Below are 15,485 nucleotides of genomic sequence, written 5' to 3' on the forward strand. Positions count from 1 at the left end.
GTTGTTTCCGGGTTTCTGATTATTCAAAAGTCCCGCGCGCAATGGCGAGGTCTCTTTTGACGATCTGGAAGGGATCGGCGCACAAATGGCAAAGGGGTTCGGTATGGTAGTAATTTTCCAGCAACAGCCATTCGGCGCACCGCGTTTCGCGAATCACGGCGGCGGTTTCAAAAAAGCCGCTTTCGCCGGCGCCGAGCAACGAGCCGCTCAGCTTGCCGTTATAGCCGTCCTTTAAGTGGATTTGCGCCACGTGAGGGTGCAACGCGCGGAGGATGGCGGCGGCGTTCTGCCGCCCGTGCAGAAAATAATTTTGCGTATCAAACATGATTTTGAAGTTTTCACAGCCGACCTGACGCACCATACGCAGCGTTTCGGCGGCAGACAAGGCGTTTTCGCTGGCGATGGTGATACCGCAGGGCGCCGCGATCTCGCAAAACAGCTTGAGCTTTTCGCAGGTGTTGTAAAAATCGCGCTCCGTGCGGATCGCGCCGTCGTTGAAGCTGGGCAGCTGAACCACGGGGATTTGCATTGCGGCGGCGGCCTCGATGCCGCGCTTGACGCCGTCCGTGCAGATCATACCGGCGCGGGAATCCATGGGCCGCGTTAAGCCGAAGCGGTTCAGGTGGTCTACCGTCATGCTGGGCAGTGATATACCAGTCTCGGCGGCCATATCCAGATAAGCGCGCTGGATCGTGCGGCTGGAAAGCGGATACGATCGTTCATAAGGGCCGAAATCCAGTTCCATGCCCGCAAAGCCGAGCGCGGCGGCCGTACGCAGGGCGTAGGGACCGGGCATGGGAAAGGCCCACTGACAAATGCCGAATTTAAAAGCGCTCATAAATTTCGTCCTTTTTGAATACGGTCATCGAAATTCTAATTAAATTCTTATAAACTTAGCTTGGGTTTATTAAATCATTTTAAAGAGAGTGTGTCAATAAGAATTGTGCAAAAATTATAGAATCTGCTGATAATTGGCGATTATATGCAAATATAACCGAAAAAATCTGTGCGCATTGCGAAAAACAAAAGATATTTTATTAAAATTTAATAGAAAAATTAAAATACATCTTGATTTTTACGGCGACCATGTTATGATGAAAAAAGAAAACAATCTCGCTTCCATGATCATGACAGCGCACGTATTTCACGCCTGCGCCTTTATGGAAATATCGACTTTGAAAGGTAAGTCATGTATAATGGAAGCATATAGACTGGAGGTCGGCTATGAATATCAAAGAAATAGCGCGTACAGCCAATGTTTCCATTTCAACCGTATCCTTGGTTTTGAATAACAAACCGGGTGTAAAAAGCGAAACGCGGGAACGGGTCGTACATCTGCTCCATCAAAACGGGTATGAATTGAAGGCTCCGGCGGCAAGGCAAGGGGTAATCGGCAACCTGCTGTTTGTCCGCTATCGCGGTTCGGGCCGTTTGATGGAGGTAAAGGACGATTTTTTTATTCAGATACTCGACGGGGTGGAAAATCAGGCGCGCCGGATGAGCTTTAACCTGTCCATTGCCAACGCGGGACGCGATAATTTGGCGGAGGTGCTCGCGGGGGCGGAAAATACCGCCGCCGGCGTGATCCTGTTCGCCACCGAGTTTGAGCCGGAAGGCGCCGCGCTTCTGGAAAGCTGCCCGGTGCCGCTCGTTGTGCTCGACGAGGATTTTCCCAACGAGCCGATCAACACCATTGGCGTGGACAATATGGGGGCGATTTTCACCGGTGTTTCCTACCTGCACGCGCTGGGCCATACGGATATCGGCTACCTGCACAGCACCGAGCATACGGGCGCGATCCCCGAGCGCGAACGCGGCTACCGCGCGGCCATGGCCCAGCTTGGCCTGCCGGTCGCGGAAGAGCATATTTTTATGCTCGACCTGTTTATGAGCAAGGTGTACCAGCAGATGAATGAAATATTGGAGCGCAAACCCTCTTTGCCGACCGCGCTGATCGCGGATAACGACATTTTGGCGGTGGGCGCGATGCGCGCGTTGCAGGATCACGGCTACCGGATTCCGAGCGACCTGTCCATTCTGGGCTTTGACGACAGCTATGTCTGCTCGGTCGCAAACCCGGCGTTGTCCACCCTGCGCAGCCCGAAGGCGGCGATCGGCCAGCAGGCGGTCAAGCGTATCAAGGACATGATCGACGATCCGGGCGGCAGCGCGATGAAATCCCGCCTGTGCGCCCGGCTGATGAAGCGCGGCACGACCGCGCCCCCGCCGGACCGGGCAAACAAAGCGTGAACGGCCTCGCCGGGCGGCATTACCGGCAAAGGCCGCCCGGCGGACCATCAATCAAAACAACAGGATAGGAGCGATACGACATGAAACTGAAATTCGGCATGGTAGGCGGAGGCGGGGGCTTCATCGGGGATGTGCACCGCCACGGGGCGCTGATGGACGATCTGGCGGTGCTGGCGGCGGGCTGCTTTACCCGCAACGCGGAGAAAAACCGCGCGGTCGCGGAAAAGTGGAACGTTAACGATCCGGCCCGCGTGTACGGCAGCTATACGGAAATGGCAAAGGCCGAGGCGGCGCGGGAGGACGGCATCGATTTTGTCTCCATCACCACCCCGAACGACACGCATTTCCCCATCGCAAAGTGCTTTTTAGAGCACGGCATCCACGTCATGTGCGACAAGCCCCTTGCCCTAAACGCGAAAGAGGGGCGCGAGCTGCAACGGCTTGCCAAGGAACGCGGCCTGCTGTTCGGCGTGACCTATACCTACACCGGCTACGCCATGGTCCGGCAGGCGCGCGAGATGATCGACGCGGGCGAGATCGGCAAGATCACCTGCATTCAGGGCGAATACCCGCAGGAATGGCTGGCCGTATCGCTGGTGGCCGAGCACTCCGAGCAGGCCACTTGGCGGCAGGACCCCGCGCGCTCGGGCGCGTCGGGCTGCTGCGCGGATATCGGCACGCACGTTGAGTGCCTGATCGCGCAGATGACCGGCCTGCACCCGAAGCGCGTCATCGCGCGGTTCGACCGCATCCCGCCCGAGATGCCGCTTGAATCCAACGCGCAGATGATGGTGGACTTTGACGGCGGCGTGCCCGGCCTGCTATGGACTTCGCAGGTCGCCATGGGGCACGAAACCGAGCTGAACGTGCGCATTTTCGGGGAAAAGGGCTCGATCGAGTGGAGTCATCTGCGCCCGTGGGAGCTGCGCGTCACCCGCATCAACCAGCCGCCGCAGACCTACACCGCGAACCGCGATTATCTGTACCCGGCGGCAAAGGAGCTGTGCCGCCTGCCCTCCGGCCATATCGAGGGCTTCTATGAAGCCTTCGGCAACCTGTACCGCGGCTTTTGCGTCCACCTGCTCGCCAGAAAGACCGGCGGCGACCCCGGCGCGTTCCGCTATCCCACCATCGACGACGGCGTGCGCGGCATCGAATTTGTCGACGCTTGCCTCGAATCCAACGCCAAGGGCAACGTTTGGGTCCCGGTAGGCCAAACGGAAGCTTAAAATAAGATGAAAAAACAGTCTCTGCGCACCTGTGCGCAGAGACTGTTTTTGTGTGTATATGAGAAAATATTTTATTTCTATTTTATGAATAATGCACAATAAAAACGAAAATTCGACAAAATATTGCAAAATCATTGACAAGGAAGTTTGGGGTTGATATCCTTAAGAAGTAAAAACTGGTTTGCAATGTGGGCGTTCACGCGCGGAAGAACAGAGGGAGCCAATGATACGAAATTTGTATTATCCGATGAAACCGCTGAAAGCGGAGGATTTTACGCTGGAGCAGCAATACGGCTGCGACGCGCGCGCCGATCTGGCCAAGGACGCGCTGGGCGCGGGCGTGCTGCGGGGCTTGCAGGTGACCGAGCGGCATGGCGCGCTGTGGGTCGGCGCGGGCCGCGCGGTCGATGGGGAGGGGCGGCAGATTCGGGTGCCGCAGGACACGCTTTTGACCGTGCCGGAGGACCTGCTCTCGAGCGGCTATGTGACGCTGCGCTACCGGGAACAGCCGGTCGGCCCGGCGGCGGATACCGGTGGGGCGGAGGACGCCGCCCCGGCGGGCCCCCGATATGGCCGGGTAGAGGAGACCTTTTCGCTGGCGGTGCGCAAAACGCCGCCGTATGATCCGCTGCCGCGCAGTATGGAAGCGCTGCTGCAGGAGCAGGTGCTGATAGAAAACGAATCGGTGCGCGCCGTGCTTTGCGCGCCGCGCTTTTTGTGGGCTGGACGCGGCTGTACCGTCACGCTGCGGCTCACGGCAAGGGAAACCGTGCGGGAAGAGGCGCTGTGGGCGGTATCGCTTCGGCTTGCCGCGCCCGGCTTTCTCTGCGGCGGCGCGCTGGATGGGGCCGAGCTGCGCGGACAATGGCGGCTGGTACCCGGCCAAACGGAGGAGCTGCGCCTTTGCCTCGCCCCGCGCCGGGCGGACCGGCAGCCGGAAAAGCCCGTGCTGCTTTGCGCCGCGGGCGCGCTGCAGCTCGTTCGCGGGGAAATGCTCGTTTACAACAAACGGGACGCGTTGTTTCAACCGGCTTGGCGCGGCGGTTCGCCCGAGGAGCTTTACCGGCGCGCGCTGGGAGAAGCGATGGCGGACAGCGGGGAATTGCCGCTGGCGCATATCAGGCCCGGCGGCCAGCCCGGGGCAACGGACGCCTTGTGGCAAATCCGCGATCTGCGGCGCTTTGCGCCCGGCGGCGCGCTCGCGCTCACGGCGGCCAGACTCGCTTCGGCTTGTCCGCCGGTGTGCCCGCCCGCGCCGGAACCTGCGCCCGCGCCGCAGCCGCGGCAGGCGAGCGGCGTGGTGGAGCTGACGCCGCCGCACGGCTGCTTTCAGCGGGGGCAGACCTATTATTCGGACTGGGTTGAGCATGGCCTTGGCGCGGTGCCCGTGCTGGCGGAAGCGCGGTGCCTGCTGCCCACGGAACGGGGCGGCGAGCAAAGCGTTTGCCGGCCCCAGCTATTCGCCGGATGCACGGGCCGGATGCTGCCCGATGTGGATACCGGGATAAGGGCGGATGAAGCGCAGGGAAGGGTACAGCTCGCCGTTTATTTTCACAAGCGGTGGCAGGCGGATTGCTTCCGCCTGCGCTGGCATGTGGTTTCGGCGGAAAACGATACGGAAACCGGGGACGGCGCGCGCCTGACCGGCGTGCACCCGGCGCAGGTCAGGCTGCCGCCGGGCGGTAAAACGGTGTTTTGCCCGGTGTTTGCCGGTAAGGGCGCGTGGTCGCCCTGCCTGTTCCGCGCCAAGGGCGGGCGGATCGAACAGGACGGCCGCTTTACCGCCCCGCTCGAGCCGGGCGCCTACGAAATTACCGTGCAGCGCGAGGGCCACCCGGAGGAGCGCTCATATGCCATGGCGGTCGTGGAGGAGCAGACGTGACGGGCGCGGCGTGGCGGCGCGAGCGGCTGCTGAGCGAGAGCGGCGCGGCCGAGCGGTGGCTGTACAGCGAAGGAGAAGAACGCTGGGATGTGCTGATCACCAAGCAGCGCGGCTTACAGCGCGTGCTGCTGGCGGAAGGCGAACCCGCGCGCACCATGACGCGGGACGGCGCGCTGTATTACGCGCTGCCCTATCGGGAGGGCGCGCCGCTGCGCGCATGGTGCGAGGGGCGGCCGCTGGAGGAGCGCCGCGCGCTGTGCTTGGCGCTGCTGGCGCTGACCCGGCAGAACGCGCTGGTGTGGCGGCTGTTTCCGCTGTTTGCCAAGGGGCGGCGCCTTGCGGCGGACGCGGCGGGCGGGGTGTTTGCCGCATACGATATCGAGCTGCGGCCCGGCCCGCCTCTGACCGACCGCGACCGGATGGCCGCGCTGCGCGCGGAGGTGCAAGACCTTTTGGGCTGCGCGCTGCCGCCTTGCGCGGATCGGGAAGCGCTGGACGCGGCGGTGCGGTGCGCCGCGGAGCCCGCGCCCAGAACAAAGCCGCCGCCGGTTTGGCCGCGCGTGGCGGCGGGGGCGCTGGCGCTCGGGGTCGTTTTGGCGCTTTTGTGCGCGGTGGGCGCGCTGCTGCGCTGGCACGACGGCTGGCGTGGCCCGCCGGTCAAACGGATCGGCACGGAAACGCTGGCCGCCGCGGATGAGAGAGGGGGCGATGCGCCGTGCGCCGATGGGGCCCGCAGGGGAAAAACGATTACTTTCATATAGGCCCGGTATTTCTTTACCGCCCGCTCGCGGTCTTGCTGGCGGCGCTGTGCGCGGTGCTCGTCTGCCTGTGCGGCGGCTCGGCGGTCCGGTATGCGAAGGCGCGTTTATCGCCCCAACCCTACCCGGTATTCGCGTATGACGCGAAGGCGCTGGGCGGCTTTACCGGCACGGGACGCATCCGCGACGCGCGCGGCGTGATCCGGTACGAGGGCGCGATCGCGGACGGCCTGTGCACGGGCGAGGGCGTCGTGTACGACGGGGCGGGGCAAATGGTATTCAGCGGCACGCTTGCGCAAAATGAATACCAATACGGCGCGGCCTATCAAAACGGCGTGCTGCGCTATCGCGGCGCTTTTCAAAACAGCGTTTACGAGGGCGAGGGCACCTTGTACCGCGCCGATGGCGGGACCGAATACGAGGGCGGCTTTTACGCGGGCCGGCGGCAGGGACACGGCGTGGCCTACCGGCAGTCCGGCGGCGTTTTATACGAAGGCGCGTTCGAGGCCGGGCTATACCACGGCGTAGGCACGCTGTATGAGGAAAACGGCCGCCCGGCCTACGCGGGCGAGTTCCGGCGGGGCGCGCCCGAAGGCGAGGGCGTTTTTTACGGCGCGGAGGGCCAGCCCCTCTATGAGGGCCGGGTGCGCGCGGGCCGGCCGGACTATCTCTCTTTTCTGGGCGGAAGCGTCGCGGACGCGCTCGCGGCGCTGCAAACGCCGTGCGAGATCTATACGGCAAAGGATAAGACCGCTTTTTGCAGCCGTGCGCTGAACGTTCTGTTCCTAACAGAGGACGCGCCGGTATTCCAGCGCAAGGCGGCCCAGTGGCCCGGCACGGCTTCGGGCGAAAGCGTGGAGCTGGACCCGGAAACGCAGACAGACCAAATGACGGTGACCGAGGTGCTCTTGCTTTCGGACAGCCTGCCCGAGCTTTGTCAGGGGCTGACCACGCGCGGCGATATCGAAGCCGCTTTGCGCGAGGCTGGCTGCGAGAGCGCGTGGGAAAAGAACACGCTGCCGGACGAGCGGGACTTTTTCGCGGGCTACGCGCTCCCCTATGAGCGGCAGCATGTGCTGCGCGAACTAAACGATAAGACCGAGCGGGCGGGCGACCATGTGATAAAATTCAACGACGTCCCGCCCACGAAAACCGCCGCGCGCGCGGCGCGGCTCACCTTTGAGCAGGGCGGGATCCGCTACGTATATTCGTTTCTCGGCGACAGCGCCGAGTATTTGTACAGCGGCGCGCGCCTTGTGATCAAGCAGGCCGAGCCGCCGCATCCGGGCAAATCGAAGTAGGAGGCGCGGCATGAAGGATGAATTCGCAAGGGTGAGCGGCGCGCTGCTTTCGCTGCTGCGCGACGGACTGAGCCCGTGGCCGCTCGCCGCGCGGGAGGATATCGCGCTCGCCTCGCCCGCCGGGATCGGCGGCGATTGCCGCATGGGCGTGTTCCTGTATGATTTGCAGGATCATACCGAGGTATCGCCCGCGCAGCTCCGTTATACGGAAGCGGGGCGGCGCGTGCCGCCGCCCGTGCCCTTCGCGCTTTCCTACATGCTCTTTTGCAGCGAGGGGCAGGCCTTTGGCGGGCGCGACCCGGCGGAGGCGCACGCGCTGCTCAGCGCGGCGGTGGCCGCGGTGAACGGGAACCGTTCGCTTTGCCTTGCGGAGCAGGAGGAGCCGGTCGCCTTGTCCTTTGCGCGGCTGCCGCTTGCCACCAAGGTGCAGCTGTGGAGTTCGTTTCAAAAACCGATGCAGCCGGCGGTGTTTTTGGTCGCCGCGCCGGTATACGCCGATTTGCGCCAGCCCGAACCGCTGCCCCCGGTGCGGCAGGTGCGGGTGCATGGCAAACGGAGAGAGGAGGCGGGCCGATGAGCCAAGCCGTGGTCACAGGGGCTATGCTGCGCTGCTCCTTCGGTTTGGCGCCGGCGCCGTTCAACGTGCTGCCCACGGCGCGGGTGTTCGTCTGCGGCCGCCCCGTCGCGGCGATGATGGACAACGTGCCGCTCGCCGGCATTCCGCCGTTCGGCATGTGCTCTTGCCCGGCGAACCCGGCGGTCGCGGCGGCGACGGCGGCGGCGCTCGGCGTGCTCACGCCGATGCCCTGCATGCCGGTCTGCCCCGCGCCGTGGGCGCCGCCCAAGCCAAACGTGCTGATCGGCGGCAAACCGGCGATCGACGCGGGTGCCAAGCTGATGTGCGCGTACGGCGGCGTGATACAGATCGTCAGCCCCGGGCAGGTGCAGGTTACTTTGTGAGAACCAAACCGTAAATAGCCAGTAAAACTGGATCGACAGGAAAGGAAGGCATAAAAATGGCGGAATACTTATCCCCCGGCGTGTATGTGGAAGAGTTCGATTCCGGCGTCAAGGCGATGGAGGGCGTGGGCACCTCGACCGGCGGCTTTATCGGCATGGCGGAGCGCGGACCGGTGGACGGCAAGCCCGTGCTGGTGACGAGCTTTGCCGATTACCAGCGCGTATTCGGCGGCTATCTGCCCGAGGAATCCTATGGCGAGCGGCGCTTTCTGCCCTACGCGGTGGACCGCTTTTTTGCAAACGGCGGCTCAAGCTGCTATGTGATGCGCGTAAAGCCCGACGGCGCGGCGGCAGCTTCCGGCACGGCCACGATCTGTCTGGGGGAGGAGCCGCAGACGGACGACGACCCCGTGCAAACGATACAACTGACCTTTGCCGCGCGCGACATCGGCGCCGCGGGAAACAGCCTTTCGCTAACGCTCGAAACCGCGCCCAAATCCCGCAGCGCGGTGCTGGAACAGCAGGATAACGGCGCAAAGCTGCGCCTGAAAAACGCATCCCAGTTCGCGGAGGGCGACGCGGTGACCTTCGGCTGCACCATTGTGGGCAGCGACCAAAAAGAGACGCCCGTGGTGGCGGACGCGATCGTCGCCGCCAAAAGCGGCGACTGGATCACGCTGAAAGAGCCGCTGACCTATCAGGTGATGAACGGCGCGGAGCAGGTCGATACGCCGCTGCCGGCCGGTAAGCTGGTGGATACGGCGGCGGTGCCCAAGCTGGCGCTGAACGCGCTGGGCTATCGGGCGACGGTGCAGGCGGACGGCGAGCAGGAAGTATACGAAAACGTTTCCCTTTCCGCTTCGTCGGATAGGTGGCTGCCCGAGGTGCTCAAGGCTTCCAAATGGATCGCGGCCTCGGCGGCGAACAAGACCATCAAAAAGAAGGAATTGCCGCAAGGCGCCGTATGGCTGACAGCCGTCGTTGGCGGCAGCCCGCTCGTGCAGTTCCTTTCCGGCGGCAGCGACGGAACGCCCGCGACTACCGCGGTATCCGCCTATACGGGAACGGACGGCGGCCCGGGCAAGCGCACCGGCCTGCGCGCCTTTTTGGAAATAAACGATGTGAACATCATGGCCATGCCGGGCATCACCGATCAGGGGACGCTGCTGGAAATGGTGAGTCAGTGCGAAAACAGCGGCGGCTGCTTTACGGTGCTGGATTGCCCCTCTGGCGCTGTTTCGGTGGATGATCTGGCCACCTACCGCGAAGCGTTCGACAGCAGCTATGCGGCGCTGTACCATCCTTGGCTGCAATTTTTCGATCCGCTGCTCAAGGCGAACCGGTATTTTCCGCCCTCCGGCGCGCTCGCCGGGGTCTACGCGCGGGTGGATCATACGCGCGGCGTGCACAAGGCGCCCGCCAACGAGACCGTAACGGGCTGCACCGGCCTGCAAGTGACCTATAACGAGGCCGAGCAGGGCAAGCTCAATCCCAAGGGCGTCAACCTCATCCGCGCGCTGCCCGGGCAGGGCATTCGGGTGTGGGGCGCGCGCACGCTGTCGAGCGACGGCAACTGGAAGTATATCAACGTGCGCCGCCTGTTCATCTTCTTGGAAAGCTCGATCAAGGCGAACACCAGCTGGGTGGTGTTCGAGCCGAACGACCAAACGCTGTGGTCGCGCGTGGAAAGCACGATCCGCGCGTTTTTGACCACGCAGTGGCGAAACGGCGCTTTGACGGGCGGCAGCCCGGACGAGGCGTTCTACGTCAACGTGGGTACGAGCACGATGACGCAGGATGATATCCTGAACGGCAGGCTGATCTGCGAGATCGGCGTGGCGCCGGTGCGTCCGGCTGAATTTGTCATCTTCCGCATCACGCAGAAGATGGAAGAAGCGTAAAGGGAGGGCGAGGACATGGCAAGCATTTATCCGTTTAAAAAATATAATTACGATGTTTCGATCGACGGCAAGTCGGTCGGCGGTTTTTCCGAGGTGAGCGCGCCCGACGTGACGATTGACCCGATCGAATACCGCGAGGGCAATTTTAAGGCGAACACCGCGGGCAAGCAGCCCGGTCTGGTCAAATACGGCAACGTAACGCTCAAGTGGGGCACAACGGCGGTGACCGATTTGTACAACTGGGCCAAGGAGGTGGAGCACGGCACGATCAACCGCAAAACGGTGACCATTTCTCTGCTGAGCGACACCGGCGACGAGCTGGCCAAGTGGAGCCTGACGGACGCGTGGCCGACCAAGTACACCGCGCCGGATTTCAACGCGACCAACAACGAGGTGGCGATTGAAAGCTTGGAGCTGGTGCACGAAGGACTGACACGGGAAAAGTAAGGAGAATAAAAAATGGAATTACAGACCGTTTATCCCTTCCGCCTGCCGCGCGGCTATGTGGATGAAAAGGGCGAAATTCACCGCGACGGCGAGATGCGCCTTGCCACCATGGCGGATGAGATCATGCCGATGAACGATCCCCGCGTGCGCCAAAACCCCGAATTTCTGACCGTGATACTGCTCAGCCGGGTGGTCACGCGTCTGGGCACGCTGCCCGTAGTCACGCCCGAGGTGATCGGGGCGCTTTACACGGCGGACGCGAATTTTTTGCAGAACATGTACCAGACGATCAACGACGCGGAGGACCCGGTCATCCACGTCACCTGCCCGCACTGCGGGAAGGAGTTTACCGACACCGTAAATTTTACCGAAATGGGCTGAGGCTGTACGGAAAGAACGAGCTGTACCGCCAAATGTCCTTCATCTGCTATTACTTCCATTGGTCGATGGAGCAGGTGATGGCCCTGTCCCATCTGGACCGCCGCCGCATCTGCGATGAGATCGGCCGGATCAACCGCGAGATCAGCGGCGAGAGCAAAAACATATTTGAACTGTAAGGGGAGGAACGTAAAATGGCGGAGCTGCTGACCGGCTGCCGGTTTCGTGTGTTCGCGGGCGGGATCGAAATGGGCTTTCAGCGCGTTTCCGGCGTTCGCCGCGAGATCGAGATGGAGACCTACCGCGAGGGCGGCGTGAACGACCGGCTGCACGTGTTCCCCAAAGGGCCCGGCGGGGAAAAGACGCTCACCATGGAAAAGGGCGTGGCGGCGGGCGCGGCGCATCCGTTCCATCAGGTCGGTCTGGCGCTGGTGACGCCGCTCATCGTGCAGATACTCGACGGCGCGGGGCAAACCGCTAAGACCTATACGTTTCTCGATCCGATCGTCAAGAGCTGGCAGCCGGGCGAACTGCACGCCGCGGAAAGCCGGTTGCTGATCGACCAGTTTGAGATCAGCTATTCCAGCTTTTTGGAGGTGTGAGCGGTATGCGCCTTGTATGCGCGGGGCGGCGGCTGCGCACCTGCGTCCGGCCGCTCGCGGGTCTGTTGCGCGCGGCCGGGCAGATGCGGCGGCTGACGCTGCGCCACGCCCGCCGCCCGCCCGCCGTGACCCATACCCATGTGCTGCACGTGTCCCAAACCGTGCTGACGCGGCAGGTGCGGCAGCTCAGCGTGGTGTACGCGCCCGTTTCGGCGCGGCGCGCAGATATCGCTTTGGCATTCCACGCTTCTGGTGCCCGTGGTGCTGCGCGCGGCGCAGCGGCAGGCGCGCGGCGAATGGCGCGCCCTGTTTCGGCCCGCGGCGGCGGCGCGCACCGTACGGGTGCTCGCCCCCGCGTTCAGCCAACTGTTCCGCCGCATGATCGAGGAGGAACAGCGCTATTACCACACCCGGCCCACGCAAACGCGTCAGCTTTTGTGGCGGCTGCTCGGCGCGCGCAGCACGCTGCATCTGCTCACGCAGTTTTACGCGGGCGAGGTGCCGTATCACATGCTGGGCGGCATGGGCGGTACGGCGGCCGCGCGGCTGCTGCCCGCGGTGCTGGGCGGCGGGAGGCTTCCGGACGCGGGGGGAAGGCGGGCCGACCCCGCCCTTCGCCTGCTGCAGGGTCAGAAGGAAACGCTCAAGCTTTCCTATCACCGGCAGACGCGCGAAACGATCCGGGCGGATGCCGGCGCGAAAACGCGGGACGAAGCGGCTTCGTCCGCGCCCCGCGCCCATGCGCCCGAAGCGCCGCGCCTGAGCGAGCAGGAGATGCGGCATATCGTTCAGCGCGTCTTTCGCGAGCTGGCCCGCGGCCACGCGCGCGACCGGCTGCGCGGAAAGGAGTAAGCGATGGACCCCACGATTCTGGCGTTTGAAAAGGCGCAGGTGTTTTCCTGCGACGAGCAGGGCAGGCCCGATTGGAAGCAGCACTTTTCGGTGCAGTTCAACCCGTCCTCCATTTCGATCACCGAGCCGATCGGGGACGACGCGGCCGCCTCTGTCACGGCGGATAAGGCGCCGCGCCGCCGCCTGTTCGGCAACAAGCCTTCGCTGCACTTTTCGGCGAAGCTGTTTTTCAATACCATTTTGGGGCTTGACCTGCCGACCGGCGACGTGCGCGACCAGCTGCGCAAGTTCTACTATTTCTTTAACGACCAAGCGCACACGGCCGCCGGAACCGGCGACCGCAAGCTGATCTGCTTTGCGTGGTCGACGATTCAGGTGTACGGTTTTTTGGCCGGTATGCAGGTGAGCTATACGATGTTCGCGCCGAACGGCACGCCCGTGCGGGCGGAGGCCGATATCGCGATAGACGGGCGCTACTGCGGCAATAACGGCGATTATCTGCGCGAAGGGCCGGGCGACGAGGCCGCGCGCGCGGCGCAAACGGCGCGCGATGTGCTGGAACGCGCCCAGCGGACGGCAAGCGGCGCGGCCGGGTGGCGCGATGTGGCGTTGGAGCTGGATTTGGCCAACCCGCGGCTGATGACAACGTGCGGAACAAAAGGCTGACGCGAAGGGGGCCCGGCAGATATGCAGACCTTTGAAGAACTGAAAAAGCATTATGGCGGGTTCGACCTGCCCATGGCCTCGGTGAAGATCGGCGGGACGGAGCTGTGGAACAGCGGCCTTTTCACGGTGACCGAGATACGGATCGAAATGAGCTGCGGCGAAGCGGCGGGATACGCCGGGATCCGGCTGGACGAGCTCGCGCACGAAAGCGATCTGACCGGGCGGCTTGACAAGCTGTTGCAGCTGGGCGAAACGGTAAGCGTCGCCCTCGGCTACGCGGGGCGGGTAAAGCAGGTGTTTTTGGGCTACCTCAGCGGCGTTGCCTACGAGATGGGGCCGCGCTGGGAGCAAGCGCCCCTTCGGATACAGCTGGACTGTCTGGACGCCAAGGGACTGATGCGCCCGGTGCGCTGCTTTGCCAGCGGCGGCAAGCAGAGCAAGCTGGTGAGCGAGATACTGGGCCGCGCGGCCTACCGGGGCGCGCTGGGCAAAAAGAAGACCGCTTCCATCCCGGCTTCGCGCGATACCGAGATGCTATGGGATGGCTGGAGCGACTGCGAGATGCTGTGCCGGATCGCGCGGCGGCAGCATTTTTTGTTTTACTGCGCGGGCGGCGAAACGCATTTCCGGGAGGATGAACCGGCGGGCGCGCCCGTCGCCGCGCTGGAATGGGGCGACGCGGCCGATACGCTTTCGCTGCATTATTCCATGGACAAGCTGGTGGGGCGCGTGCAGGTCGCGGGCGCGAACCCAAAGGGCGAGCGGGTCAAGGCCGAGGTAAAGCGCGGCGCCAAGACCCCGCACGCGGGCCGGAGCCTATCCGGCCGCCTGCCGCCGGAGGGCGAGTGCCTGCCCCTTGCCGGGGCGAGCACGCCGGAGACCCTGCGCGCCGAAGCCGAGGCCCGCATGCGCGAGCATGAAAAGGAATATGCCACCGGCTCTTCCGAGGGCGTGGGCCTGCCCGAATTATTGCCCGGCGCGGCGGTGACCGTGCGCGGCGCCGGGCTGGGCGGCAGCGCGATGCTGCTGGAGACCGTGCACACGCTGGAAGCGGGCGGCTATCGCACGGCGTGCCGGTTCCGGCTGCTTTAAGCGGAAGGAGTGGGAAATCTTGAGCGAATGGGATACGCCGTTTGGGGCCGCCGCGTTTGAGATCGGCGTGATCGAAGCCTCGGGCGAGGAAAAGGACAAGGGGCTGGTGCGCGTGCGCCTGCCCTTCATGCCGGAGGGCAAGGACGTGCTGGAGGGCGTGGAGGTCTTGCAGCTGCCGGGCGGCCCGAAGGACGGCAGCTTTCTGCTGCCGGAAAAGGGCGCGCGCGTGCTGGTCGGCTGGATGGGGGCCGAGCGGCGGCCGGTGGTGCTCGGCAGCCTGAACGACCCCGCCGGTACCTTGGCGCAGCAGTGCGGCAAAAAGGGAAACGCGGTAAAGCGGCTGCATACGAACAGCGGCGCGGGCCTTGCGTGGGACGAGGACGCCGGACAAAAGTCCCTTTCAGTGGAAACGCCGGGCGGTTTGCGCCTGACGCTGTCCGACAAGGCGAACACGGTGCGCGTGACGGGAAAAGGCGGCAAGAACGTGATCGAGATCAGCGAAAAGGATCAAAAGATATCGGTTTGCGCGGAAAAGGGGATCGAGCTGGCGGTCGGCAGAAACAAGCTGACGATCCATACCGACGGCATCGAGCTTTCCGGCGGCAAATTCACCGTGAAAACCGATTCGATCGCGCTCAACGGTAAGCAGAAGGCCGCGATAGAGGGCGCTAACGTGACGCTCAGCGGCAGCCAGACCAAGGTGGAGGCAAAGGTCAATCTTTCGCTCAAGGCAAACGGCATCGCGTCGCTGGACGGCAATCTGGTCAAGATCAAGTGAGGAGGATGGCGGCATGGCGCAGGAGATCAAATTTCCGCCGCGGCTCGACGCGGCAGCCGGCTTCGCGGAAACGGACGAGGCCGAGCAGATCCGCCAGTCGGTGCGTCTGATCCTGCTGACAAACGTGGGCGAACGGCCGATGCGGCCGGAATTCGGCAGCCGTATACGGCAGTACCTGTTTGAGCCGATGAACGAAACGACGCGCCAGCTTTTGAAGCAGGAGGTCGTCGGCGCGCTGACGCGGTGGGAGCCGCGCATCCGCGAGCTGGAAGTCGAAGCCGACACGGGCGGCCTTCGCGCGGGCCGGCTGCGGATGGATATCCGCTATGTCGTCCGCGCCACGGGCGCGCCCGACCGGCTGGACGTGGCGCTAAGCGGGGAGGCGTGAC

Annotated in this window: 19 protein-coding genes; 17 read left to right on the forward strand and 2 right to left on the reverse strand. The window is 63.7% G+C overall.

What is annotated here, in order from left to right; all coding sequences use genetic code 11:
* Window positions 1-19: 19 nt before the first annotated feature.
* Window positions 20-838 (reverse strand): sugar phosphate isomerase/epimerase family protein, encoded by an 819-nt coding sequence (locus RWV98_RS05130; RefSeq protein ID WP_280960936.1) that lies wholly within the window; start codon window positions 836-838, stop codon window positions 20-22.
* 386 nt (window positions 839-1,224) lie between these two features.
* Between RWV98_RS05130 and RWV98_RS05135 the strand changes: the two genes are divergently transcribed.
* The 12 genes from RWV98_RS05135 to RWV98_RS05190 all read left to right on the forward strand — a co-directional run bounded on the left by RWV98_RS05135 (window position 1,225) and on the right by RWV98_RS05190 (window position 11,708).
* Window positions 1,225-2,250, forward strand: a complete 1,026-nt coding sequence (locus RWV98_RS05135) for a LacI family DNA-binding transcriptional regulator (RefSeq protein WP_317864223.1) — start codon at window positions 1,225-1,227, stop codon at window positions 2,248-2,250.
* Window positions 2,251-2,330: 80 nt separating this feature from the next.
* On the forward strand, window positions 2,331-3,479 hold the full coding sequence (locus RWV98_RS05140) for a Gfo/Idh/MocA family protein (protein ID WP_317864225.1): 1,149 nt from the start codon (window positions 2,331-2,333) through the stop codon (window positions 3,477-3,479).
* 223 nt (window positions 3,480-3,702) lie between these two features.
* Window positions 3,703-5,361: a hypothetical protein gene (locus RWV98_RS05145; RefSeq protein WP_317864227.1), complete on the forward strand. Its 1,659-nt coding sequence runs from the start codon at window positions 3,703-3,705 to the stop codon at window positions 5,359-5,361.
* Window positions 5,358-6,122, forward strand: a complete 765-nt coding sequence (locus RWV98_RS05150) for a hypothetical protein (protein ID WP_317864229.1) — start codon at window positions 5,358-5,360, stop codon at window positions 6,120-6,122. Before RWV98_RS05145 ends, RWV98_RS05150 begins: the two co-directional genes overlap by 4 nt.
* Window positions 6,077-7,420, forward strand: coding sequence for a hypothetical protein (locus RWV98_RS05155; RefSeq protein WP_317864231.1), 1,344 nt, complete (start codon window positions 6,077-6,079; stop codon window positions 7,418-7,420). Before RWV98_RS05150 ends, RWV98_RS05155 begins: the two co-directional genes overlap by 46 nt.
* A gap of 10 nt (window positions 7,421-7,430) precedes the next feature.
* Window positions 7,431-7,997 (forward strand): Pvc16 family protein, encoded by a 567-nt coding sequence (locus RWV98_RS05160; protein WP_317864233.1) that lies wholly within the window; start codon window positions 7,431-7,433, stop codon window positions 7,995-7,997.
* Window positions 7,994-8,380, forward strand: a complete 387-nt coding sequence (locus RWV98_RS05165) for a DUF4280 domain-containing protein (RefSeq protein WP_280960943.1) — start codon at window positions 7,994-7,996, stop codon at window positions 8,378-8,380. Before RWV98_RS05160 ends, RWV98_RS05165 begins: the two co-directional genes overlap by 4 nt.
* A 56-nt stretch (window positions 8,381-8,436) precedes the next feature.
* Complete coding sequence (locus tag RWV98_RS05170) at window positions 8,437-10,281, forward strand: phage tail sheath family protein (RefSeq protein WP_317864235.1); 1,845 nt, start codon at window positions 8,437-8,439, stop codon at window positions 10,279-10,281.
* A gap of 15 nt (window positions 10,282-10,296) precedes the next feature.
* Window positions 10,297-10,728, forward strand: coding sequence for a phage tail protein (locus RWV98_RS05175; protein WP_280960945.1), 432 nt, complete (start codon window positions 10,297-10,299; stop codon window positions 10,726-10,728).
* A 12-nt stretch (window positions 10,729-10,740) separates the two neighbouring features.
* Window positions 10,741-11,109: a hypothetical protein gene (locus tag RWV98_RS05180; protein ID WP_317864237.1), complete on the forward strand. Its 369-nt coding sequence runs from the start codon at window positions 10,741-10,743 to the stop codon at window positions 11,107-11,109.
* Window positions 11,110-11,111: 2 nt separating this feature from the next.
* Window positions 11,112-11,285, forward strand: a complete 174-nt coding sequence (locus RWV98_RS05185) for a DUF6760 family protein (RefSeq protein WP_317865696.1) — start codon at window positions 11,112-11,114, stop codon at window positions 11,283-11,285.
* Window positions 11,286-11,300: 15 nt separating this feature from the next.
* Entirely contained in the window at window positions 11,301-11,708 is a 408-nt protein-coding gene (locus tag RWV98_RS05190; protein WP_317864239.1) for a phage tail protein, read from the forward strand.
* Here the strand turns inward: RWV98_RS05190 and RWV98_RS05195 are convergent.
* Complete coding sequence (locus RWV98_RS05195; protein WP_317864241.1) at window positions 11,684-11,953, reverse strand: hypothetical protein; 270 nt, start codon at window positions 11,951-11,953, stop codon at window positions 11,684-11,686. The two genes, RWV98_RS05190 and RWV98_RS05195, sit on opposite strands and share 25 nt — an antisense overlap.
* 7 nt (window positions 11,954-11,960) lie before the next feature.
* Here RWV98_RS05195 and RWV98_RS05200 point away from each other — a divergent pair, with 7 nt between their 5' ends.
* From RWV98_RS05200 to RWV98_RS05220, 5 genes are read left to right on the forward strand one after another with little or no spacing between them, the layout of a single operon-like run.
* Window positions 11,961-12,560, forward strand: a complete 600-nt coding sequence (locus RWV98_RS05200; protein ID WP_317864243.1) for a hypothetical protein — start codon at window positions 11,961-11,963, stop codon at window positions 12,558-12,560.
* Between the two features lie 3 nt (window positions 12,561-12,563).
* Window positions 12,564-13,226 carry a CIS tube protein gene (locus tag RWV98_RS05205; RefSeq protein ID WP_317864244.1) on the forward strand — a complete coding sequence of 221 codons (663 nt, stop codon included), beginning with the start codon at window positions 12,564-12,566 and terminating at the stop codon, window positions 13,224-13,226.
* A 21-nt stretch (window positions 13,227-13,247) separates the two neighbouring features.
* Window positions 13,248-14,318 carry a phage late control D family protein gene (locus tag RWV98_RS05210; RefSeq protein WP_317864245.1) on the forward strand — a complete coding sequence of 357 codons (1,071 nt, stop codon included), beginning with the start codon at window positions 13,248-13,250 and terminating at the stop codon, window positions 14,316-14,318.
* A 19-nt stretch (window positions 14,319-14,337) separates the two neighbouring features.
* On the forward strand, window positions 14,338-15,096 hold the full coding sequence (locus RWV98_RS05215) for a phage baseplate assembly protein V (protein WP_280960952.1): 759 nt from the start codon (window positions 14,338-14,340) through the stop codon (window positions 15,094-15,096).
* A 13-nt stretch (window positions 15,097-15,109) separates the two neighbouring features.
* Complete coding sequence (locus RWV98_RS05220; protein WP_317864247.1) at window positions 15,110-15,484, forward strand: GPW/gp25 family protein; 375 nt, start codon at window positions 15,110-15,112, stop codon at window positions 15,482-15,484.
* The last annotated feature ends 1 nt before the right edge of the window (window position 15,485 follow it).

The organism is Agathobaculum sp. NTUH-O15-33 (assembly GCF_033193315.1).
Classification (GTDB): Bacteria; Bacillota; Clostridia; order Oscillospirales; family Butyricicoccaceae; genus Agathobaculum; species Agathobaculum faecihominis_A.